General features: G+C 60.7%; 23 protein-coding genes. 11 read left to right on the top strand and 12 right to left on the bottom strand.

Translation table 11 applies throughout. The features are described 5' to 3' along the window. Positions 1 to 22 precede the first annotated feature (22 nt). Positions 23 to 796 (top strand): peroxide stress protein YaaA, encoded by a 774-nt coding sequence (gene yaaA / locus KW824_RS15840; protein WP_218410285.1) that lies wholly within the window; start codon positions 23 to 25, stop codon positions 794 to 796. A 184-nt stretch (positions 797 to 980) separates the two neighbouring features. Here the strand turns inward: yaaA and srmB are convergent, their stop codons facing one another. Further along, the gene (srmB, locus tag KW824_RS15835) at positions 981 to 2,204 is read right to left on the bottom strand and encodes an ATP-dependent RNA helicase SrmB (protein ID WP_005332263.1); all 1,224 of its coding nucleotides are present in this window, start codon (positions 2,202 to 2,204) and stop codon (positions 981 to 983) included. Positions 2,205 to 2,332: 128 nt separating this feature from the next. On the opposite strand from srmB, the gene KW824_RS15830 reads away from it, so the two are divergent. Beyond that, positions 2,333 to 3,043 (top strand): tRNA1(Val) (adenine(37)-N6)-methyltransferase, encoded by a 711-nt coding sequence (locus tag KW824_RS15830; RefSeq protein ID WP_218410284.1) that lies wholly within the window; start codon positions 2,333 to 2,335, stop codon positions 3,041 to 3,043. A gap of 236 nt (positions 3,044 to 3,279) precedes the next feature. Further along, the gene (gene brnQ, locus KW824_RS15825; RefSeq protein WP_042649820.1) at positions 3,280 to 4,542 is read left to right on the top strand and encodes a branched-chain amino acid transport system II carrier protein; all 1,263 of its coding nucleotides are present in this window, start codon (positions 3,280 to 3,282) and stop codon (positions 4,540 to 4,542) included. A gap of 88 nt (positions 4,543 to 4,630) precedes the next feature. Here the strand turns inward: brnQ and KW824_RS15820 are convergent, their stop codons facing one another. The 3 genes from KW824_RS15820 to zur are packed head-to-tail and all read right to left on the bottom strand — an operon-like array spanning position 4,631 to position 5,773. Then, complete coding sequence (locus tag KW824_RS15820) at positions 4,631 to 4,858, bottom strand: hypothetical protein (RefSeq protein ID WP_218410283.1); 228 nt, start codon at positions 4,856 to 4,858, stop codon at positions 4,631 to 4,633. A 5-nt stretch (positions 4,859 to 4,863) separates the two neighbouring features. Beyond that, entirely contained in the window at positions 4,864 to 5,325 is a 462-nt protein-coding gene (locus KW824_RS15815; RefSeq protein WP_005332255.1) for a chemotaxis protein CheX, read from the bottom strand. Beyond that, on the bottom strand, positions 5,315 to 5,773 hold the full coding sequence (zur, locus tag KW824_RS15810; protein ID WP_041206428.1) for a zinc uptake transcriptional repressor Zur: 459 nt from the start codon (positions 5,771 to 5,773) through the stop codon (positions 5,315 to 5,317). Before zur ends, KW824_RS15815 begins: the two co-directional genes overlap by 11 nt. A 136-nt stretch (positions 5,774 to 5,909) precedes the next feature. Here zur and dusA point away from each other — a divergent pair, with 136 nt between their 5' ends. Both dusA and KW824_RS15800 read left to right on the top strand, forming a co-directional pair. Then, on the top strand, positions 5,910 to 6,896 hold the full coding sequence (dusA, locus tag KW824_RS15805) for a tRNA dihydrouridine(20/20a) synthase DusA (RefSeq protein WP_218410282.1): 987 nt from the start codon (positions 5,910 to 5,912) through the stop codon (positions 6,894 to 6,896). A 2-nt stretch (positions 6,897 to 6,898) separates the two neighbouring features. Next, positions 6,899 to 7,048, top strand: coding sequence for a hypothetical protein (locus KW824_RS15800; protein WP_005332250.1), 150 nt, complete (start codon positions 6,899 to 6,901; stop codon positions 7,046 to 7,048). A gap of 75 nt (positions 7,049 to 7,123) precedes the next feature. Here KW824_RS15800 and KW824_RS15795 read toward each other — a convergent pair whose 3' ends face one another. After that, a complete protein-coding gene (locus KW824_RS15795) occupies positions 7,124 to 7,549 on the bottom strand; it encodes a hypothetical protein (RefSeq protein ID WP_005332247.1) in 426 nt (141 codons plus the stop codon). A gap of 113 nt (positions 7,550 to 7,662) precedes the next feature. Then, positions 7,663 to 7,935 (bottom strand): nucleoid-associated protein HU-alpha, encoded by a 273-nt coding sequence (hupA, locus tag KW824_RS15790; RefSeq protein ID WP_005305063.1) that lies wholly within the window; start codon positions 7,933 to 7,935, stop codon positions 7,663 to 7,665. 338 nt (positions 7,936 to 8,273) lie between these two features. On the opposite strand from hupA, the gene KW824_RS15785 reads away from it, so the two are divergent. Further along, the gene (locus KW824_RS15785; RefSeq protein ID WP_041206431.1) at positions 8,274 to 8,756 is read left to right on the top strand and encodes an Rsd/AlgQ family anti-sigma factor; all 483 of its coding nucleotides are present in this window, start codon (positions 8,274 to 8,276) and stop codon (positions 8,754 to 8,756) included. Positions 8,757 to 8,858: 102 nt separating this feature from the next. Next, positions 8,859 to 9,242: a PilZ domain-containing protein gene (locus KW824_RS15780; protein ID WP_041207087.1), complete on the top strand. Its 384-nt coding sequence runs from the start codon at positions 8,859 to 8,861 to the stop codon at positions 9,240 to 9,242. Positions 9,243 to 9,299: 57 nt separating this feature from the next. Here the strand turns inward: KW824_RS15780 and radA are convergent, their stop codons facing one another. After that, positions 9,300 to 10,664, bottom strand: coding sequence for a DNA repair protein RadA (gene radA / locus KW824_RS15775; RefSeq protein ID WP_043128928.1), 1,365 nt, complete (start codon positions 10,662 to 10,664; stop codon positions 9,300 to 9,302). A 100-nt stretch (positions 10,665 to 10,764) separates the two neighbouring features. On the opposite strand from radA, the gene KW824_RS15770 reads away from it, so the two are divergent. Then, complete coding sequence (locus KW824_RS15770) at positions 10,765 to 13,131, top strand: PilZ domain-containing protein (protein ID WP_218410281.1); 2,367 nt, start codon at positions 10,765 to 10,767, stop codon at positions 13,129 to 13,131. Positions 13,132 to 13,189: 58 nt separating this feature from the next. On the opposite strand, the gene KW824_RS15765 is transcribed toward KW824_RS15770, so the two are convergent. Both KW824_RS15765 and serB read right to left on the bottom strand, forming a co-directional pair. After that, entirely contained in the window at positions 13,190 to 14,095 is a 906-nt protein-coding gene (locus tag KW824_RS15765) for an alpha/beta fold hydrolase (protein WP_218410280.1), read from the bottom strand. A 28-nt stretch (positions 14,096 to 14,123) separates the two neighbouring features. Beyond that, entirely contained in the window at positions 14,124 to 15,128 is a 1,005-nt protein-coding gene (gene serB / locus KW824_RS15760) for a phosphoserine phosphatase SerB (protein WP_218410279.1), read from the bottom strand. A 126-nt stretch (positions 15,129 to 15,254) separates the two neighbouring features. Here serB and KW824_RS15755 point away from each other — a divergent pair, with 126 nt between their 5' ends. The 3 genes from KW824_RS15755 (at position 15,255) to KW824_RS15745 (ending at position 19,014) form a co-directional block, all read left to right on the top strand. Further along, positions 15,255 to 15,893, top strand: a complete 639-nt coding sequence (locus KW824_RS15755; protein ID WP_041207088.1) for an AhpA/YtjB family protein — start codon at positions 15,255 to 15,257, stop codon at positions 15,891 to 15,893. Between the two features lie 506 nt (positions 15,894 to 16,399). Continuing rightward, positions 16,400 to 18,073, top strand: a complete 1,674-nt coding sequence (locus KW824_RS15750) for a DUF3300 domain-containing protein (RefSeq protein WP_218410278.1) — start codon at positions 16,400 to 16,402, stop codon at positions 18,071 to 18,073. After that, positions 18,073 to 19,014 (top strand): DUF2950 domain-containing protein, encoded by a 942-nt coding sequence (locus KW824_RS15745; RefSeq protein WP_182786654.1) that lies wholly within the window; start codon positions 18,073 to 18,075, stop codon positions 19,012 to 19,014. Before KW824_RS15750 ends, KW824_RS15745 begins: the two co-directional genes overlap by 1 nt. Before the next feature lie 353 nt (positions 19,015 to 19,367). Here KW824_RS15745 and deoD read toward each other — a convergent pair whose 3' ends face one another. The 3 genes from deoD to deoA form a co-directional block, all read right to left on the bottom strand. Continuing rightward, positions 19,368 to 20,081, bottom strand: coding sequence for a purine-nucleoside phosphorylase (deoD, locus tag KW824_RS15740; protein ID WP_005332225.1), 714 nt, complete (start codon positions 20,079 to 20,081; stop codon positions 19,368 to 19,370). Between the two features lie 77 nt (positions 20,082 to 20,158). After that, positions 20,159 to 21,367 (bottom strand): phosphopentomutase, encoded by a 1,209-nt coding sequence (locus KW824_RS15735; RefSeq protein WP_218410277.1) that lies wholly within the window; start codon positions 21,365 to 21,367, stop codon positions 20,159 to 20,161. 14 nt (positions 21,368 to 21,381) lie between these two features. Further along, positions 21,382 to 22,713, bottom strand: a complete 1,332-nt coding sequence (gene deoA / locus KW824_RS15730) for a thymidine phosphorylase (RefSeq protein WP_218410276.1) — start codon at positions 22,711 to 22,713, stop codon at positions 21,382 to 21,384. Positions 22,714 to 22,792 lie beyond the last annotated feature (79 nt).

Genomic DNA, 22,792 nt, shown 5'->3' with positions numbered 1-22,792 from the left:
TCACCGCTAGTAAAGGACAGTTATGCTGATTGTGGTTTCCCCGGCCAAGACGCTGGATTACGAGTCGCCGCTGGTGACCTCCCGTTTCACCCTGCCCGAGCTGCTGGATCACTCCGCCCTACTGATCCATCGGGCCAGGCAACTGGCCCCGGATCAGATCGCCAGCCTGATGAAGATCAGCGACAAACTGGCGGGACTCAACGCCGCCCGCTTTGCCGAATGGCAGCCGGATTTCACCCCTAACAATGCCCGCCAGGCCCTGCTGGCCTTCAAGGGTGATGTCTACACCGGCCTCGCCGTGGAGGATTTCAGCGAAGCGGATCTCGACTTTGCCCAGGCGCACCTGCGCATGCTGTCCGGCCTCTACGGCGTGCTGCGACCGCTGGATCTGATGATGCCCTACCGGCTGGAGATGGGGATCCGCCTCGACAACGAGCGCGGCAAGGATCTCTATCAGTTCTGGGGTGACATCATCACCGAGCAACTGAACAAGGTGCTGGCTGCACAGGGCAGCGAGGTGCTGATCAATCTGGCGTCTGACGAATACTTCAAGTCGGTTCGCCCGAAGGCCCTGAAGGGCCGCATCGTGACGCCGGTGTTCAAGGACGAGAAGAACGGCCAGTTCAAGATCATCAGCTTCTACGCCAAGAAGGCCCGCGGCATGATGGCCCGCCACATCATCAAGCACCGGCTGACCGAGGTAACCCAATTGACCGGGTTCAATGAGGCTGGCTACTATTTCGTTCCACAAGAGTCCGACGATCACACGCTGATGTTCAAGCGCACTGAAAATTAATTACAAATGGAGGGAACCAAGTTCGAGATCCCCGGGTCTGAACCTATGAATCCTCTGTTGTAAGCACTTTTTGTTGGCCGACGTTAATGCGTCGGCTTTTTTCTGCGCGCTTCTCACCACACGGGCCGGAAGACCGGCAGCAAAACGGCCATCCGAGGATGGCCGTTTCAACGTCAATGGGGCATTACTTCTTTTTCTTCTTGGTGCTCTTTTTCTTGCCATCCTTCGGTTTCTTCTTCTTCACCGGCACTCGCGCCTCCTTGTGCCTCGGGCGCAGCTCCTCGATCACCCGACGCTTGAGCCGCTCCTCGGTGTAACGCTCGATCTTGGCCACCATGGCCATGTCGTGGGCTTCCACCAGGCTGATGGCGCAGCCACGGTTGCCAGCACGGCCGGTACGGCCGATGCGATGAACATAGACATCGGTGCCGTAGGGCATGTCGTAGTTGATGACGTGGCTGACGTTGGGCAAGTCGATACCCCGGGCGGCCACGTCGGTGGCGATGAGGAAGGGCACTTCACCTTCGTGGAACTTGCGGATCGACTCGACGCGCTTGCTCTGCTCCATTTCGCCACGGATCCAGGCACAGGAAACACCGGCCGCCTGCAACTGACCGGAGAGCTCCGCCAGCCGCTCGCGGGTCTTGACGAAGACAATGGCCTTCTGGGTCTGCGGATCCTTCAGAATATGGATCAGCAGCGCCAGCTTGTGGGCCGCGTCATCGGCCAGGTGTACCCACTGGGTGATGGGACGACGCTCGCTGCGGGGCGGCTCGGCGTGCAGTTCGACCGGATCATTGAGGATCTCGTTGGCAAACTTGGTCAAGCCGGCTCCTTCCAGGGTGGCGGAGAAGAGCATGGTGTGCTTACGGTAACGCGCCTCTTCCACGATGCGGTTCACATCCTTGATGAAGCCCATGTCCAGCATGCGGTCCGCTTCATCCAGCACCAGCACCTCGATGTCGTGGCTCTCGAACTCTTCCTTCTCGATGTACTCGAGCAAGCGACCCGGAGTGGCCACCACGATGTCGGTGGTCTTGGTCAGGGCCGGCAGCTGCTCTTCATGGCTGACGCCGCCGATGATGGTCTCGATACTGAGATGGGTATGTACCGCCAGCGCCCTGGCATGTGCACTGACCTGCAGTGCCAGCTCGCGGGTCGGGGTCAGGATCAGCATGCGGCACGGGCCCGGCTTGCGGCGCGGGAAGTCCAGCAGATGCTGCATGGCTGGCAGCAGGAAGGCGGCGGTCTTGCCGGTACCGGTCGGCGCGGATGCCAGAATATCGCGGCCGTCCAGGGCTGGCTCCAGCACCATCTGCTGGATGGTAGTGGGGCGGGTGAAACCCATCTCGGCCAAGGCCCGGTTGAGGGCTGGATTCAGGTCGAAATCATCAAAGGACTGGCTCATGGCAATACTCGGTCATTAAGGAAACGGCAGATTATAGGCGATTATGCCGCCAGCTCCTATGGCGACTGTGGCTTAGCCGCTATAATCGCCGACCATTTTCGCTATGGCGGACTAGCAACGAGGGTCAGATGGGGCGTAGCAGCGGTTTTACCTTCAAACAATTTTATATCGACCATGACCGCTGTGCCATGAAGGTGGGCACAGACGGCATCCTGCTGGGAGCCTGGGCTCCCGTTGCCGATGCGCGTCGAGTACTGGATATCGGTACCGGTAGCGGCCTCATCGCCCTGATGCTGGCCCAGCGCAGCACGAACGACTGCCGGATCGACGGGGTGGAGCTGGATAAGGATGCAGCGGAGCAGGCCAGGGATAACGTGGCGGCCTCCCCCTGGGCCTCCCGGGTTACCATTATCGAGAATGCCATTCAGGACTATCAGGCTGTTCCTTACGATCTCATCGTCTCCAACCCCCCGTATTTCTTGGCAGGTCAGGTATTTAGCGATCCGGCCAGGGCGCTGGCCCGCCATACGGGGGCACTCGGTCCCCATGCGCTGCTGGCGGCAAGCCGTCGCCTGCTGAGTCAGGATGGACGGCTGGCACTGGTGCTGCCGACCGCCATGGCAGATGAAATTTTATGCATCTCGGCAGATTATGATCTGTACAGCCTTTGTTATACAGCTGTTATCACCAGGGAGGGGAAAGAGGCAAATCGCGTTTTATTGCTACTTGGCAGAGGATTAAGCAGGTGTGAGCAGGGTGAAATTGTGATCCATTCTACTGCTGGAGGCTATTCCGACAGATACATCCAACTAACCCACCCCTTCTATTTGAAGATGTAAATTTCGCCTTGAACTATTTTTTCACATCATTATGCTGACTATCAAACGAGCGCCCGCTCAAGACCAGCTCAAACCACTGGTGGCGATGAAAAAAGCAGCGGGGCTCCTTTTTTTTACCCCTGAACAACGCCGGTCACTGACCAATAAAAAACTATAACAAGCAATAGTTTACAAGACAGACGAGGTTGAACTTGACGAAATCACTCACATTGTCCGATGTACTCGGATTGGGCTTCATGACCTTCGCCTTCTATCTGGGCGCAGGCAACATCATCTTCCCGCCCCTGGCCGGTTACATGGCGGGTGAACACCTCTCCCTGGCCATGCTGGGCTTCCTGGTGACCGCCGTGGGCCTGCCCCTCATCACCATTCTCGCCGTCGCCAAGGCCGGTAATGGCTGGGCCGGCATGACCAAGTTGCTGCCCACCGGCATCGCCACCGCGCTGGCCGTCGCCATCTACATCATCATAGGCCCGGCCTTTGCCGCCCCCCGTACCGGCCTGGTAGCCTACGAGATGGGTCTCAAGCCCTTCCTCGGTGACATGGGTCAATCCGGACTGGCCGCCTACACCGTGGTCTTCTTCGGCGTGGCCATTCTGGTCTCCCTCAATCAGGGCAAGCTGATGGATGCCATCGGCAAATACCTGACCCCGGTACTGATGCTGCTGCTGCTGACTCTGGCCATCGGCGTCTTCGTCGCACCCCAGGGCTCCATGCCCGCCGCGTCAGGCGACTATCAGCACAGCCCCCTGGTGAAAGGGATCCTGGAAGGCTACAACACCATGGACACCCTGGCGTCCCTGATGTTTGGCGCCCTGATCGTCGATCTGCTGCGCAAGAAAGGCATCCACGACTACCAGAGCCAGTTCAAGTACCTGGCCATCGCGGGCATCATATCCGCCATCGGCCTGTCCGTGGTCTATGTCTCCCTGTTCCAGCTGGGTAACACCGCCGGCGGGGTCGCCACCGACATCAGCAATGGCGGCGCCATCGTCAACGCCTATGTCCTGAGCCTGTTCGGCCAGCCGGGTCAGTTCATTCTGGCAGCCATCATCACTCTGGCCTGTTTCACCACGGCCGTGGGCCTTATCTCCGCCTGCTCCGACTTCTTCCACAATCTCACCGGTATGAGCTACCAGAAGCTGGTCGTACTGCTGGGGGCCGTCTGTGCCGTGGTGGCCAACGTCGGTCTGAGCCAGCTCATCAGTCTCTCCATCCCGGTGCTGGTCGCCATCTATCCGGTTGCCGTGGCGCTGGTGCTGGTTACCTTCCTGAAGAGCTACTTCGGACGTCCTCGTCTGGTATTCCGCTCCGTCCTGCTGGTTGCCTTCCTGTTCGGCTGCCTGGACGGTCTGGGTGCGGCCGGCATGAAGATGGATGCGTTCGCCTTCCTGCCGCTGTTCGACAAGGGCCTGGCCTGGTTGCTGCCCACCCTGCTGGCCTGCGGCCTGGGCACCATGGTACGTGGTGGTGACAAGCTGGCTGCCGAAGCCGCCTGATCGTCACCCCAACAACATAAAAGAAGAGGCCAGCATTTGCTGGCCTCTTTCATTTGTGCAACGAGTGCATTGCAAGGTGGTTTCGTGTTCAGAGCACGGATGCCGGCTTGGGTTTGCCTGCCAGGCCGTACCAGTGGCTCTCGACCTGACCGGCATGCCAGCGCAGGGTGCCCCAGGGCTGCTCGCCCTGCCAGCGCGGGAAGTTGATCTGCACGCTGTTGTCTTCGTACTTGTAGAGGGAGGTGCTGATCTCGATATCCGACAGGATAAGCAGCACTCCCCCCCCGATGACACTCCATTTCAGCATCTTCCACATGGCGGTTACTCGAAGCAGATCTCTATGGTGGCGCGGCCATACTCGGAATCGAACGGCATCATGATCTTGGCACCATCGGCCCTGTGGGTAATGGTGTGGTTGGGGCCGGAGACGATGATGGGAGTCGCCATGTCGAACTCATAGCCCTTCTCCCCCAGCATGCGCTTGGCGCCGCCGGTCACCATGTTGGTGATCTCGCCCACCATGTCGGTCACCTCTTCATTGATGGTGGCCGGCGCCTCCCCCAGCATGCGGCGCATGATCTCCAGCGCCAGCCCCTTCTCGAAGCTGATGGAGAGCGACCCCCGGGTCTGTGGACCCACCATGCCGATGAGGCCGGAGACATCCCCCCGCGCCAGCTCATCCGTCTTGCGCTTGGGAGCACCGGGTTTGAGTTCCATCTGTGCCATGGTGGAGAGCACGTTGAGCAAAGAGAGCAGGAACGGGTTTACGAAATCAGCCTTCATCTTCACTTCCTACGGTGTCGGAGCAACGAGCACATTGGCCATGAGCCTCTATGGTCTTGTTGGTAATAGTAAAACCATGCAGATGAGCCTGCTCGGAAAAGGCGCTGTCGATGGCTGGATCATGCAGCTCCACCACCTCTTTGCAACGATCGCAGATCAGCAGTTGCATGGGATGGGCATGGTCAAAGTGACAGCAGAAGATGAAGGCATTGAGCGACTCCACCTTGTGAGCAAATCCCTGCTCGAGCAGAAAGTCGAGTGCCCGGTAGACGGTGGGGGGCTTGGCATGGGCCTCGGTCTGCTGCAACTGGGCCAGCAGATCATAGGCGCTGATGGCATTGCCATGGGCGGCAAGCAGCCGGAACACCTGGCGCCGGGTCGGGGTGAAACGGATGCCCCGCTGGTCGCAGAGACGTTCCGCTCGTTGTAGAAGTAGGTCTTGATTCATGATCACGCAGATACCCTGTCAATTAGCCGGATACTATCACAGGGCCTCGCTGGCGCGGCGACAAAATTCATTTTCTGAGGCTGTCTCACGTTGTGGTAGAATCCGGCCCCTTCTTTTGCCAACCCGGATGATTTTTATGCAGGCGCAGCGCTTCTCCATCGCCCCCATGCTGGACTGGACCGATCGGCATTGCCGTTATTTTCACCGTCTGATGACCCGCCAGACCCTGCTCTATACCGAGATGGTGACCACCGGCGCCATCATCCACGGCAAGGGAGATTATCTGGGCTACAGCGAGCAGGAACACCCGCTCGCCCTGCAGCTCGGTGGCAGCAACCCGGCGGATCTGGCCCGCTGTGCGAAGCTGGCCGAAGAGCGTGGCTATGACGAGATCAACCTCAACGTGGGTTGCCCGTCGGATCGCGTCCAGAATGGCCGCTTCGGCGCCTGTCTGATGGGGGAGCCCGCCCTAGTGGCCGATTGCGTCAAGGCGATGCGCGACGTGGTGAACATTCCGGTGACGGTCAAGACCCGTATCGGCATCGACGAGCAGGACTCCTACGAATTCTTGCAGGCCTTCATCGAGCAGGTGCGCGATGCCGGCTGCGAGACCTTTATCGTTCACGCCCGCAAGGCCTGGCTGAGTGGCCTGAGCCCGAAAGAGAACCGCGAGATCCCGCCGCTCGACTACCCGCGCGTCTATCAGGTCAAGCAGGACTATCCCGAGCTGACCATCGCCCTCAACGGCGGGGTCAATTCTCTCGAGCAGACCCTCGAACATCTGCAGCAGGTGGACGGGGTCATGATGGGGCGCGAGGCGTACCAGAACCCCTACCTCCTGGCCGAGGTCGACAACCGGGTATTCGGTCTGGGTGGCGAGGTGCCGAGCCCCCACGAGGTGGTGCGCATGATGCTGCCCTACATGGAGCTGGAGCTGGCCAAGGGCAACTACCTCTCCCACATGACCCGCCACATGCTGGGCCTGTTCCAGAACATGCAGGGAGCCCGTGCCTGGCGCCGTCACCTGAGCGAGAATGCCTGCAAACCGGGTGCAGGCATCCAGGTGGTGCTGGACGCCATGGCCAAGGTGCCGGAATTCGTCAGCGCCGAGTCGGTGGAGTAACCATGTATCGCTTCACCGGTTCCTGGCTGCACAAGGCGCTGGTACGCCTCTGCGCCGGCCTGCTCGCCATCCTCGGCATCAAGCTCAGCGTCTTCTATTTCATCGGGCTGCTGATCGTGCTTGGCCTGCACAGGGAGCAGTTGCTCGGCTGATCCCGCCAGCCACTCAGGCAAGAAAAAGCCGGAACAGCGATGTTCCGGCTTTTTTATCTGGATGATGGCGCCCGTTCACTCCTCCAGCGCCACAAACTGCAACTCCGGAGGGGAGGAGGTCAGCACGTCGGCGCAGTAATCCCAGGTCGAGATGCGATAGTGCTGCAAGTCTTCGTCCAGGTGCAGGCCATCGGACTCCTGATGGAACCAGCTGGCGAAACGGGACGGCGTGATCAGCTGGATCTGCTCCTCGATGACGTGGCTGTCCCGCCCTTCCGCCAGATCGCAATCTTCCATCACCCGCACGGCGAAGATATGGCGGAAACTGACCCGGCACAGCGGCTGCGGCGGCAGATCGATACTGCGGGCGCGGCCCAACATGACGGTCAGGGTGTCACTCCAGATATCCTGATGCAGTTCGGCCACAACCAGGCCGGGGGGAAGTTGGCGGGAGGGTGCCCAAGGCACGGCCACCTGCCGGATGGCATTCTTCTGTTCCATATCCACCTCACTACAGCGCATGCCATATCCTGAGTGTATCTGAAACAAATTTTAACGAAGATGGCAAGAAAAAACCCGGCATAAGCCGGGTTTCATTTGATTACTTTACGCGATTACTTGACGGCGTCTTTCAGCGCCTTGCCTGCCACAAAGGACGGCACATTGGCGGCTGCAATCTGGATCTCTTTGCCAGTCTGCGGGTTGCGACCGGTGCGGCCCGCGCGATGGTTGACCTTGAAGGTACCAAAACCCACCAACTGAACGGCATCGCCCTCTTTCAGGCTCTGGGTAATACCATTGATGATCTCTTCCAGAGCGACTTTGGCCTGAGCTTTGCTCAGGTCTGCTTTGGCGGCAATTGCATCGACAAGTTGAGCTTTGTTCATAACATTTCCTTTATGATCGGGCATTTAGCACCGGGCCACTCTATTCAAAAAAAAACACTCAGGCAAAGGCTTTATCAGCCGGATTGGCTTGAATGCTGGGGTTTTCATCAAGATCTGCGGAAATAGTCACATATCTCGTCCCCGCACCCTCCTGACTGGCGACACGGGACGAGAAACCGACGGAGACTTGTATGCAAACCCCCGCCTGATGTAACAATATCCCCACACTCCTATTGACGGTCAACAGGATTTTCCCTAGTTATAGGAGTGTCGTCAGTCGATGAGAATGACCGAAGGCCTGCAGCCATCGCGCTTCATGCCATGCCCATGGAGGGACTATGTTAACTGAACTGGAACAAACCAAGCGCGCGCTGGCAGGCAAGCACAGGGCAATCGATGACTGGCTGGATGCCAGGCAGGCATTGCTGGTCGAATACATGCGGCTGGCCGGGCTCATGCCCACCAAGTCCAAGCAGCGCTCCCTTCCCGGTCACGTCGAACTTCAGCGCTTCTGCGAGCAACTGGTCGACTACGTCAGCGCCGGTCATTTCGAGATCTACAACCACGTGGTCACCGCCTTCGAGCAAGCCAGCGGTGACAAGCTGGAGTTGGCCAAACGCATCTATCCCCATATTCGTGCCTGCACCGAGTTTGCCCTGGAGTTCAACGACAAATACAGCAATGCCGACGAGGCCCAGCTGTTGCAGCTCGATGAGGATCTGAATCAGCTGGGGCCCGTGCTGGAGGACAGGTTCAAGCAGGAAGACAGGCTGGTCAAGGCACTTCAGGTGGTCGAATCCCTCAGTCAACAGCGGGTCTGATGTCCAATATCGGAGCCAGTTCAACATCCTGATGCGCCGGCTACATTACACTCTGGGGCATGGATGGTTAGCACTGTGCTCGCACGCAGACCGGAGATGAACATGGCCGAGCGCCGCCACTTTACACGAGTCTTCTATTTGACCGCCGCCAAACTGACGCAGGGAGTACACCAGTGGCACACCCAACTGGTAGATGTATCCCTGCAGGGCGCCCTGCTGTTGAGGCCCGAGGATTGGGTCGGCAGCGATGACAAGGAGTACGAGATCTGCTTCATGCTCGGCGGCAGTGACATCGAGATCAGGATGCAAGTGGAGCTAACTCATGAGGCCAGCAAGAAGCTGGGCTTCTACTGCCACCACATCGACATCGACAGCGCCACCCACCTCAAGCGGATGATGGAGTTGAACATCGGGGAAGAGCAGCTGCTGTATCGCGAGCTGGAGCAGTTGCTGCAAGAACACAAGGAACACAATCCTCCCACCTGACTCACCATCGGTGAAAAAGGAGCGTCATACGCTCCTTTTTTGTTCTCTTTTGCGCTGTTACAAGGCCTCCAGGGCATCGGACAGCTTCTTGACCGGCACCACCTCCATCCCCTCGATGGGATGCTTGGGTGCGTTGGCATGAGGCACTATGGCACGGCGGAAACCGTGCTTGGCCGCCTCCTGCAACCGCTCCTGGCCAGAGGGTACAGGTCGGATCTCGCCAGACAGCCCCACCTCGCCGAATACCACCAGATCCTTGGGCAGGGCCTGATCCCGGAAGCTGGAGACCATGGCCAGCAACAGCGCCAGATCCGCACTGGTCTCCTCGACCTTGACCCCGCCAACCACATTGATGAAGACATCCTGATCCGCCATCTGCAACCCGCCGTGACGGTGCAGTACCGCCAGCAGCATGGCGAGACGGTTATGATCCATGCCCACCGCCACCCGGCGCGGATTGGAGAGCTGGGAGTAATCCACCAGCGCCTGCAACTCCACCAGCAGGGGGCGCGTCCCCTCCCAGATCACCATGACGATGGAGCCGGGTGCCTGCTCCTCGCCACGGCTCAGGAAGATGGCGGAGGGATTGCTCACCTCTTTCATCCCCTGCCCCGTCATGGCGAAGACACCGAGTTCGTTGACCGCACCGAAGCGGTTCTTGTGGGAGCGCAGGGTCCGAAAGCGCGAGTCGTGGGCACCGTCCAACAGCACGGAGCAGTCGACACAGTGCTCCAGCACCTTGGGACCGGCCAGGGTCCCGTCCTTGGTGACATGGCCCACCATGAAGATGGCGACATGATTCTGCTTGGCATAGCGGGTGAGCAGGGCCGCAGATTCGCGCACCTGGGAGACGGAGCCGGGGGATGACTGCACATCCGCCACATGCATCACCTGGATCGAGTCGATGACCATGATCTGCGGCTGCTCCTGCTGGGCAATGATGCAGATCTGCTCCACGCTGGTTTCCGACAGCATGCGCAGCTTGTCGGTGGGCAAGCCCAGCCGGCCGGCCCGCATCGCCACCTGTTGCAGCGACTCCTCCCCGGTCACATACAGGGTCTTCATCCGCTGTGCCAGACCACACATGGTCTGCAGCAGCAGGGTCGATTTGCCTGCCCCCGGGTTGCCACCAATGAGGATCGCCGAGCCCGGCACCACACCGCCGCCGAGCACCCGGTCCAGCTCCTTGAAGCCCGAACTGAAGCGGGGGATCTCGGTGGTCGCGACCTCGGCCAGGGTTTGCACCTGGCTGCCGATGGCACCGGCATAACCGGTGTAGCGGGCACTCTTTCCCGGTGTCGTGACGCCCAACCGGACCTCGGTGATGGTGTTCCACTCCTTGCACTCGCTGCATTGGCCTTGCCAGCGGGAGAAGTCGGCGCCACATTCGGAACAAACATAGGCGGTTTTGTTTTTGGCCATGGATAACTCGGGGACAGGATGAATTCCTGCTTGATATACTGGTTTGCGACCGACAGATCAAACCCAGAATCGGAAAAGTGACTTTCCGCGGCAGGAATACATGGATTCAGAACAACCACTCCACCTGATAGAACAACTGGTCCCCCTGCTCCGGGAAAAGGACTTCGACGAGATCTTCAACCGCCTGACCCAGAACGAGAATACCAACGGCCGTTTCCTGCTGAAGATGGAGCTCAAGCGCAAGTGCACTCCCTGCCGGCGCGTGATCGACATGCGCAACGAACTGGGGCCCCTCTGTCAGGTGCACGAGTTTGAGGGTGTCACCCACTTCATGCCCGCCGAGGCCATCGAGCAGTTCCAGTCCCAGTGCTACCTCTACCGGGACAGCTACACCCTGGGGGTCTACGAGGCGTTGCAAGCCTGGTGCAAACTCAATCAGGGGCGCAGCGAGAGCCTCTCCTTGCCCGTCAGCCCGTTCCGCCCCTTCGATGTCAATGCCATTCCCTTCGCCAGCCACTACGGCCGGCAGGAGGAGCGGATGCACTTCAGCTCACCCATGGTGCTCAAGCTGGCGAGCGGAGAGAAGCTGCAGGCCAAGAGTTCGGACATCTCTCTCGGCGGGATCCGGGTCTTGGTCCCCTATCTGCCCGACTACCAGACCGGCGATCACATCGAGGTCTTCTTCACCGGCCTGGAACGCGAGCACCCCACCCCCATGCTGCGCCAGTCGATCGACTATCAGATCCTGGGGAAGGAGCAGAAAGAGGGAAAATTCTGGCTGCGGCTGGTGAAGAGTGACGATCATCCCGCCTTCGATGCGTTCCTGCGCGATTTCATCGAGCGCAACCGCAGCCGCTATCGGGTCAGCGTCGACTACCTGCTGTCGGCTGCCATCATCAAGGGGTACGAACAGTTCTACCTGCCGCGCATGACCGGAATGCCGCTCTTCTTCGGCCAGGGTGCAACCCCTGGCCTCGAGATCGCCCTGCGTACCGAGAACAACCAGCACATCCTCGAGTACTGGCGCGACGCCAAGAACCGCGACATGCTCGCCAGCCTCTTCACGCCAGCGCGCATGCCGTCACTGTTGCCCGCCAAAGGGGGGCTTCGCGAAACCCTGATCTACAGCTTCACCCACTCGGTGCGCAGCCACCTCTACTTCTTCTCCGCTACCCGGGAAGAGCTTGAGCAGAGCGGGCTGACTGCCCTGTTCTTTCAGATAGGTGCCCGCCGCCCCAGCTGGCGTGTCTACAAATTCAGCCTGGAGGCCTGCACCCTGGCCGAGGCCGATCTCGACAGCCAGCCGGGAGGGGCGCACCAGTTGCAGGACATGTTGCTGCGCGAGCGGCTCGGCCAGCTGGGCTATGTGGGCATGCTGCAGGAGATCGGGCTCGACAACCAGCGCGGCGAGTTCTGGTTCGACAGCAGTCAGACGCACAACGCCAACGCCTTGCAACGCTTCGGCCACGACATCCATGCGATCCCCTTCGAGATAGAGACGCTGCACTATGTGCAACTGCGCAAGGAGGCCCGCTACGTCCACAAGACGGCGATCGTGATCCGCCACCAGGATCGCGCCTGGCTCGGCTGGACCCGCGACATCTCGACCCACGGCATGCAGATAGAGCTGGAGGAGCCGTTCTCTGGCGAGAAGGGGGACATCATCCAGGTCGCCCTGCCCCGCCTGCAGGATCTCGCCAAGAACATGGATCTGCAGCACCTCCCCTATCGGCTGGTCAGCCTCAACCTGAGTCGTACCGTGCTGCACCTGTGCATCGAGGGGACGGCAGAGCGCCACATCGGCCACCAGTTTTTCAGCCTGCTGATCGAGAGCAACCAGAACAAGCTCAAACCCACCAAGGAGCACAAACGCTATCGTGGCATGGCAAGGGCACTGCGCAACCTCTATACCCACCACCTGTTCAATACCCCTGTCTATGTGAACAAGCTCAACGGGCCACCCCGCCCCGCCGCGCTGGGGCTGGCGCCCAGACAGCGCAGCCTCGCCGGCCTGTTGCAGGCTTGCGCCGAACAAGAGAAACACCTGAACCTCTACCCCCTGTTCCAGGGAACGCTGCTCAAGACCCTGCTGCTCAACCCCCTGCGCACCATAGAGCGGGAAGACAAGCCGGAAGAGGAAGAGGTCTACATCGCCGGATTGCACACCAAGGGTGGCACTCCCCTGTTTCGCAGCCAGCTTGCCAGCAGTTTTGCATCGGTTGAGCAAAAGCGCCGTTTCATCGAGTTGGCTCGGCAGCAGGGTGAGTTCTATTCGGTGCTGGTCGGCATCTCCCGCACCGGCCGCCCCGACACCAGCTTCATCGCGGGCGAGCTGGACTACATCGCCAAGTTCGCCATTCACAAGGCCAAGAAACTGGAGGAAGAGCTGTGGAGCGTGGTGGGGGTGGGCGAGCTGACCGACACCACAGAGGCCACCCTGTTCCGGCTCGGCATCCCGGCGCTCTGACCCTGGCGGGACGAGCGCCATCCATGACAAGGGCGGCCATGTGGCCGCCCTTGTCATGTCAGGCCGCCTGCGGGTTGCGCAGCCAGGCCAGGATCTCGGGGAAGTGATCCTCCTGGGCCTGGGGGGCCGTCAGCATGTTGATGTGGTCGTAGTCGAGCCGGTTGCCGTTGTCCCGGCCGAGGCTGGTATGACGCGCGGCGGAGCCCATCTCGTCGCTGAAGCGGCGCACGTCGGTCGGGTGACCCAGCACCTTGTCCGCCTTGGCCGAGATCATCCAGAGCGGCGGCCAGTTGACCCTGGCTGCGGCCTCCCCGTAGGCGAAGCCATCGTGGGGATCCTGCCAGGGCCCGCATTTCACCCAGGGGATGGTCTCCTGCAGGTAACGCAAGGGTTCATCGTCCGCCCCAATCCGCAACCGGCGCGCGGCCAGAAAACCGCGGTTTCGTGCCAACCAGGGTGCCAGCCGGTTCCAGATTAGATCCACCTTCAACCAGCGCTCGGGGTTCTGTACCGAGACCCCCCGCTTGGTGCCGAAAAACACCAGACTGGCTATCTGGTCGGCCAGCTCCGGGAAGCGCACCAGGGTCGAGGCCATGATGACCCCGCCCCAGGAGTGGGCCATCCAGTGCACCCTGGCGCCGGCATGACGAGCAGCGACCCAATGTTGCAGGGCCGGCAGATCCTCGGTGATCAGCTCATGCTGGCCGTGGCCAGCCCGCTCGGCGATGGCCGGCGTGCTCTGGCCCCGCCCGCGCAGATCCGCCACATACACCTGATAACCGTGCCGCGCCAGGAAACAGGCCAGCCCCTTGCCGGATTCGGTGTAGAAGATGCGTCCGTTCTCGATGGCGCCGTGCACCATCAGGATGGGATCGGCATGCACGGCGACACCGGGCTGAATATGGCGCACATGCAGCCGATGCTCGCCACAGGGGACAAACAGGGATTGTTGCAACAGTTCCATCTTGTTCTTTGCTCCTCCTTGAACGGGTTCAACACCAGCGCCGGTCGCGGCAGGCCAGCGCGCCGAGCAGGCAGAGCACCCCTTCCAGATCATGGTGATTGAGGGTGGCGGCCGCCTGGGCACGTACCAATGGCTTGGCGTGGATGGCAATGCCGAGCCCGGCCACCCCCATCATCTTGAGATCGTTGGCGCCATCGCCGACCGCCACCGTCTGGGCTACGGGGAGCTCATGCTGCCGCGCCAGTTGCTGCAGCACCTCGGCCTTGACGGCGGCATCTACGATGCGCCCGCTCACCTTGCCGGTCAGCAGGCCTCCCTCCACCGCCAGCTCGTTGGCAAAGATGGCGTCCAGCCCGAGCGCCTGCTGTAGTTCGCCGGCGAAACGGGTAAAGCCGCCCGAGGCAATCGCCACTGTCCAGCCCGCCTGCTTGAGGGTGTCGACCATCAGCTGCAAGCCGGGCATCCAGGGCATGGCGGCCGCCACCTCATCGAGGATGGCGACAGGGGCACCCTCCAGCAGGGCGACCCGGTTGCGCAGGCTGTCGGCAAACTCCAGCTTGCCCTGCATGGCCGCCGCCGTCACGGCCGCCACCTGCTCCCCCACCCCGGCCAGACGGGCTATCTCGTCGATGCACTCGATCCGGATCGCGGTGGAATCCATGTCCATCACTAGCAGCCCGGGGAGCGCCAGGGTGGGCAAGGTGGCGAGATGGCAGGCATCTATGTCCCACTCCTGCCCCTTGAGGGCCAGCACCAGCTCGGGGGAGAAACGGCTGGCGCCGAGCAGCAGCAGGGGCACACCGGCCTGCTCCCCCACGGGATAGAGGCTGGCCTCGACCCCATGGTCTGCCAGCAGCGTCGCCACCTGTGTCAGGTGGCGGGCACCTAGCGCCTTGCCAAACAGCACCAGCCAGGCGCCGTCATGGGCACTGGCCGCGGGCAGCAGGGCCTCGGGGGTGAGCTGCCAGCAGGGAGCACCGCACAGAGCCTGGGACCAGTCGTGCGGGGAGCGGGGGAGTTGGGACAACAACATAAGAGAGACGCCTTCCTTGGAGATCATGGGGTTCATCATGCGGGCCCAGAGTAGCGTATTGCTTTTTGTACAGGCAAGCGCCAAGATCCCCCACCATTGTTCATTCACCGCAAGAGGCTCAGCGCTGTGCGTCATCTCCCCATCAAACGTGTTATCAGCCTGGCAGCAGGGATCCTGCTCGCCCTCTGGGTGCTGGCGCTGATGATCCACATGCAGGGAGCAAGCCAGGCCGCATTGCACAGCGCGGCGCGGGACAGAGCCCAGGCGCTGGTCGCCTACGCCGCCCGGGACATGCGGCGCTGGATCAAGGAGGACAAGGAGAGCGAGCTGGAGCGGCTGGCACAGGATCTCGCCGCCGAACCCGAGATCCTCGATGTCACACTTTATGATGCCCGTGGTATCCCGCTCGCCCAATCGGATCAAGCGGTACCTCTGGACAGCCTGCTGCCCATCGGCACCGACAACAAGTCACTGCCGGAGCAGGGCAAGGGGCGCACACAGTTCGTGCAGGAGATCCAGGAGGGTAACCTGACCCTGGGCTACCTGAGGATCACGTTGGAGGAGCAGACGCTGATCGCCGCGCAAGACACCCACCTCAAGGTGAGTCAGGAGAAACAGCGGCTGATGCTGCTGGTGATGCTGCTTGCCGGCCTGCTCATCTCCTACGGGGTGCGCCGCAACTACATGCGGGTACGCAAGCACAAGAAGAGATCGGTGCAGAGCCAGGCCTCCGCCGATCACGCCCCGCCGCCCGGCATCGAATAAGGCGCAGTTCGCAAAACGCGTTGCTCATGTTATTCCCCCCCAGCTGTTCGAGCTTCTGATCGAACAGAGTATCGAGACACTTGGCATCGCGTCATCGCTGAGGCGCTCGTTAACGAAGTGACGATCCACGATCACTTCATGCCGCAGTTGCTTGAGCAGCCTATCCAGCCATTTTCGCTGTATCGACATCCAACTGTGCTGCGCCTAGTTCTTCTCCATCCCCAAGTGCATTGATTGAATCTCGAGCCCACCGAAGGCGGTATCCCATAGCCCTTAACTTCTCAGGTCTGCCCACCTGACTTTGGTGACATCCTGGGGTTCAGGCGTAGCGTGAGACTGAAGCAAACGAATTTTTCACCCCTTTCCAGCCGGTTTGGGGTGTGATCTCGATTAGTGGTTTATGTTTTCGGTATGAGACGCCCGCATTGAATGCAATGAGAGACAACATTTGTAGACATCTTCAGGCAAGAGGCGCATCAGCCACTCCAGCAGAAGGAAACAAGGTCATGAAGCAACCCCTATTTCGCCATGGCGTGTTGGCGGCCGTGATTGCCCTCGGCACGGTATTGGCTGCCTGCAAGGAGGAGCCGCCTGCCGTCACGCAAAATGCTCAGCCCAGCGTGGCCTCTGCTGCCAACCCAACCAGTGCTGCCAGCTCTGCGGTCGCACCGCAAGGGCAGCCCGTTAACGCACCAGCATCGACATATACCCCGGAGGCGCTCGAAACCCTGCTTGCGCCCATAGCCCTTTACCCTGATGCGGTATTGGCTCAGGTGTTGGCCAGCGCCACCAATCCGCAAGAGGTGCTCGATGCCGGCAACTGGCTGGTCGCCCACCCCGATCTCAAAGGGAAAGAGCTGACCACCGCCATTGCGCCGCTGGGCTTTACTCCGCCGACCATGTCGCTGATGCACTTCCCGACCGTCATGGACATGATGTGCTTGAAGATGGAGTGGACGACCGAGCTGGGCAGTGCCTTCCTGGCTGATGAACCGGGCGTACTGGCAGCCGTTCAGCGCCTGCGTCAACAAGCGATGGAGGTGGGCAACCTAAAAGACTCGGAGCAGATGAAAGTGGCCAGGGATGAGCAGAACAATCAGCAGATCGTCACCATTGCGCCTGCCAACCCTGACGTCGTTTATGTCCCACAATACGACCCGAGCGCTGTCTATAGCCCGCCAGCTGCCGGGCCGGCCTCAGCGCCGGTGACCACGGAAACCACGACAACGACTGCGCCTGCGACAACGACCACGACAGTGGTGGAACATGACGACGATGATGAATACGACCGCGGTGATATGGTCTTGACGGGCTTGCTCGCCTTTGGTGCGGGCATGTTGGTCAACGAGGTCTTCAACGATGATGAAGGCGATTACTATTACCCGCGGTGGGGATCGGGTTATCCCGACGGTTATGTTCCCTATCGTTATAACCCCAACTATGGCAATGGTTTCCGTCCCGCCAATGGCTACAACCGTCCGGTCAACTATCAGCGGGGCTCCAACAACAAGATCTATATCAACGCCGAGGGGGACGATTACTTCAACAAGTTTGAGCGCGGCCCCAACAACTACCTGCGCCAGGCCGACAGCCCCATCACGGCGGCGCGCCCCCAGCGCGCTGAGCTGGCTACCCTGGAACAACGCTCGCTGAATAACGAGGCAGGGGGGGGGCGACGAGATGCTACACCGAAGGGGAGTTATGCGGGGGCCAATCGCCAACCAAAAAGCGAATACGCCGGCGCACCGCGCACCGTCAATGAGGTGAACAGAGAAGCTCGCGTCACCGCGCCGAAGGGAACCTATGCGGGAGCCAACCGCCAACCCAACAGCGACAATGCCAAGGTGACGCGCGACGTCAGACAGGCAAACAGGGAAGCAAATGTGGCCCAACGCACGCCGCGCCAGGGCGACTACGCAGGAGACAAGGTCAGGCGGCAGCAAATCACGCCACAGACCGCAGGAGCACGTGATCGCGGCTATGTCCAGCCACGCGCCACTCACAGCAAGAGCACAACACAGACGGCGACGCGCAGAGCACCTGCTGCCTCAAAGAGTGCCTTCCAAGGGGTACAGAATTCGGGTAGAACCGAGCGCGCCGCCAGCCAACGTGGGCGTGAAAGTGTGGCTAGCAGCGCGCGTGCCGGGCGCACCACTCAACCCAGACGGAGTACGCGATAATGAAGCGTTTGTTGAAATGGAGTTGGGCCCCCTCATGGGGTTTGGCCCTGCTGGCTCTGACCATTGCCTGCGACGCAAGCGCCATAGCACAGCGTACCTTCGCCACCCCGGATGAAGCGGTGCAGGCCCTGATCTCGGCCCTGGAGCGGAATGATGTCACCGCACTGACGCTGTTGCTCGGCGAAAATAGTGAGGAGGCCATCACCTCGGGGGATGAGGTGGCCGATGCCAATGATCGCACCGCCTTCGTCGCGAGCTTCAAGAGCAAGCACCAACTGATGGCCGAAGGTAAGGATAAAATGATACTGGTCGTGGGGGAGTCGGATTGGCCACTGCCCATCCCCCTCGTGGCCGCAGATGGCAAGTGGTATCTCGATGGTGCCGCCGGTGCCAAAGAGATCGCCTATCGCCGCATCGGTCGCAATGAGCTGGGGGCGATTGCTGTGTGCCGTGGCTTTATCGACGCGCAGATAGAATACGCCGCCATGGGGCATGATGGCCAAACTGCGGGGCTCTTTGCGGCAAAACTGCGTAGTGATGCAGGACAACAAAATGGACTCTATTGGCCTGTAGGCGAGGGGGAACCAGCAAGCCCGGCCGGAGAGGAAGTCGTCAGTGCCGCGGCAGAGGGCTACAAGACCGTGGTCGGTCAACGCACACCCTATCATGGCTACTACTACCGTATCCTGTATGCCCAGGGGGCCGCAGCCAACGGGGGGAGTAAAGAGTACTTTGTCGAAGGACAATTGAGAGACGGTGTCGCCCTGATCGCCTGGCCAGCCGATTATGCCAACAGCGGGGTGATGACCTTCATGGTGAATCACGAGGGGCGGGTTTACCAAAAGGATCTCGGCGCCGAAACGGCAACTGTCGTTGAGACGATCCAGCTGTTCGATCCCGACAAGAGCTGGTCGCTGGTGGTTAGCGAAGAGGGTGATTAGGGTTCTTTATCTACCACAGGATCCTGGCGACTAGCATGGCGAGCGCGGCGTGATTGAGATCACAGGAGGTGATGCGGGGCCAGCCGGTTCCGTCATCGGCCAACAGAAAGGACATCGTTGTCGATCTGCGGATCTGCCAACCCTTGCCTCACCTCTCGCTGGCCCACGCGATGTTCGGCATCAGAATGAAGCGCCGCTGAGTCAGAATATGCCGTCGTTTCATGGTGTTAATCTCGTGGTGGGCGACCAGAAAGGATAAACGACACACCCAGCCCTCTGGGCTTCCTTCTCCAATGAGGCATAAAAAACGGCGACCCAGGGTCGCCGTTTTGCATGGAGCCGAAGCCGCGGGATCAGTCGCCCAGCAGCACGGAGTCCAGTGCGATTTCGATCATGTCGTTGAAGGTCAGCTGACGCTCTTCGGAGGTGGTCTGTTCACCGGTACGGATGTGATCGGAGACGGTGCAGATGGTCAGTGCCTTGGCACCGTACTCTGCGGCCACGCCGTAGATACCGGCGGCTTCCATCTCGACACCCAGGATGCCGTATTTTTCCATCACGTCAAACATGGAAGGATCCGGGGTGTAGAACAGGTCGGCGGAGAAGATGTTGCCCACGCGCACGGCCACACCCTTGTTCTTGGCGGCTTGCACGGCATTGGCCACCAGACCGAAGTCGGCGATGGCCGCGAAGTCGTGATCCTTGAAGCGCAGGCGGTTGACCTTGGAGTCGGTGCAGGCACCCATGCCGATCACCACGTCACGCAGTTTCACGTCTTCACGCACGGCGCCGCAGGAGCCCACGCGGATCAGGGTCTTCACGCCATAGTCCTTGATGAGCTCGGTGGCGTAGATGGAGCAGGACGGGATGCCCATGCCGTGGCCCATGACGGAGATGCGACGGCCCTTGTAGGTGCCGGTGAAGCCGAGCATGCTGCGCACATCACACACCTGCTCGACGTTCTCCAGGAAGGTTTCGGCGATGTACTTGGCACGCAGGGGATCCCCTGGCATCAGCACGGTATCCGCAAAGGCGCCATCTTTCGCATTGATATGAGGAGTTGCCATTCTCTTGATTCCTTCACACTAGGTTGAGTTTTATTGTTTTATAAAATTGCCCGCCGCCGAAGTGGCGGGCGGGTAAGTTACAGGAAACTGGTGCCGTATTGCAGCTTGGGCAGACCGTGATAGGTCGCGATGCTCTGGCCGATGTCGGCGAAGGTCTCGCGACGGCCGACGGAACCGGCCTTGACCGGCTTGCCGTAGAACAGCACGGGGATGTATTCACGGGTGTGATCGGTGCCATTCCAGGTCGGATCGCAGCCATGGTCGGCGGTCAACACCACCACATCGCCATCTTGCAGTATCTCGAACAGCTCCGGCAGGCGGGAGTCGAAATACTCAAGCGCATCGGCATAGCCCTTGACGTCACGACGGTGGCCGTAGGAGGAGTCGAAGTCCACGAAGTTGGTGAAGACGATGGTGTTGTCACCAGCCGCTTTCACCTCTTCCAGGGTTCTGTCCCACAGCTCGGTCAGGCCGGTGCCCTTCACCTGCTTGGTGATGCCTTGCTGGGCATAGATGTCGGCGATCTTGCCGATGGAGACCACCTGGCCACCCGCATCCTTCATGTAGTCCAGCACGGTCGGCGCCGGCGGTAGCACGGAGTAATCGTGACGGTTGCCGGTGCGCTTGAAGTTGCCCTTGCCGCTGCCCACGAACGGACGTGCGATGACGCGGCCTATGTTGTAGGGCTCCAGCAGCTCACGCACTATGTGGCACAACTCATAGAGCTTCTCGAGGCCGTAGGTCTCTTCGTGGCAGGCAATCTGGAACACGGAGTCGGCAGAGGTGTAGAGAATAGGCTTGCCGGTACGCATATGCTCTTCGCCCAGGTCGTCCAGCACCTGGGTACCGGAGGCGTGGCAGTTACCGAGGTAGCCCGGCAGACCTGCCTTCTCGACGATGGCGTCCAGCAGCGCCTGCGGGAAGCTGTTGTGGTGATCGTGGAAGTAACCCCACTCGAACAGGACCGGCACACCGGCGATCTCCCAGTGGCCGGACGGGGTGTCCTTGCCGGAGGAGAGCTCCTGAGCGAAGCCGTAGGCACCGACTACCTCGATATCTTTCTTCAAGCCAGCCGGGAAGTAGCCGGAAGCCTGCTCCCCCGCGTGGCCCAGGCCCAGCTTGTTGAGGTTGGGCAGGTTGAGGGCGCCACGGCCTTCGATTTCACCGGCGGCGCAGGCCTTGGCGATATGGCCAAGGGTGTTGGCGCCCACATCTCCGAACTTCTCGGCATCGGCGGCAGCGCCAATACCGAAGGAGTCCATCATCAGAATAAAGGTACGTTTCATGGGTCTTCCCCTTGTTACAAATCGGCCAGACCGATGCGACGGTAAACCTCGGGCAGTGCCTGGGGTCGAGTGTCACCGATCTTGACGGCTGCCTGCACCATGCGGGCGGCCTCGGCAAATTGAGCTTCTGTCTGAGCGTGGATCAGCGCGAGCGGCTTGTCAGCCTCGACGCTCTGCCCCAGGCGGATAAAGTCGGTCAGACCGACCGCATAATCGAGTTTGTCCCCGGCAGCGCGGCGACCACCGCCCATGGCGACCACGGCCAGGCCCAGTTCGCGGGTATCCATGGCGGTCACGAAACCGGCCTGCGCGGCATACACGGGGCGCACTATGCCAGCCTTGGGCAAATAGCTGTCGTAACGCTCCATGAAGTCCGCCGGACCACCGAGGCCGGTCACCATACGACCGAAGATCTCGGCAGCCTTGCCGTTGTCCAGCACCGCCTGCAACTTGGCATGGGCGTCATGCTCGTCGCTGGCGAGGCCCGCGGAGATCAGCATCTCGGCACACAGCGCCAGGGTCACTTCGTGGATGCGCGGGTTGCGATACTCACCGGTCAGGTAGCGCACCGCTTCGCGCACTTCCACCGCGTTGCCAGCGCTGGAGGCCAGCACCTGGTTCATGTCGGTGAGCAGCGCAGAGGTGCGGCAGCCGGCACCGTTGGCCACCGCCACTATGCTCTTGGCCAGTTCCTCAGAGGCTTCAAACGTCGGCATAAAGGCGCCTGAGCCCACCTTGACGTCCATCACCAACGCTTCCAGCCCGGAGGCGAGCTTCTTGGAAAGGATGGAGCCGGTGATCATGGCGATGGATTCGACGGTGGCCGTGATGTCCCGTACCGCATAGATACGCTTGTCGGCCGGGGCGAGATCGCCGGTCTGACCTATGATGGCCACGCCGGCCTCTTTCACCACTTTCAGGAAGCGATCGTTGTCGACCGAGGTCTGGTAGCCGGGGATGGCATCCAGCTTGTCCAGGGTACCGCCGGTGTGCCCCAGGCCACGGCCGGAGATCATGGGCACGAAGCCACCGCAGGCGGCGACCATGGGACCGAGCATCAGGGAGACCACATCACCCACACCGCCGGTGGAGTGCTTGTCGACGATGGGGCCGCCCAGGTTCAGATGATCCCAGGTCAGCACCATGCCGGAGTCACGCATGGCACAGGTCAGGGCGACCCGCTCATCCATGGTCATGTCCTTGAAGTAGACCGCCATGGCCAGCGCCGCTATCTGCCCTTCGCCTATGGTGTTGTTGGTAATGCCCTGGACGAAGAATTGAATCTCTTGGGTACTGAGCGCTTCACCGTTGCGCTTCTTGCGAATGATTTCTTGAGGCAAAAACATCTTTCATTCCCTCCGCCATTGCTGGCGTTACACAAGCCTGAATCCTTGCCCGCACACCGCATGGTGGGGGCGAAACAGG

It is taken from the genome of Aeromonas sp. sif0611 (assembly GCF_019218845.1).
Classification (GTDB): Bacteria; Pseudomonadota; Gammaproteobacteria; order Enterobacterales; family Aeromonadaceae; genus Aeromonas; species Aeromonas media.
This window is presented reverse-complemented; position numbering and strand designations above follow the sequence as displayed.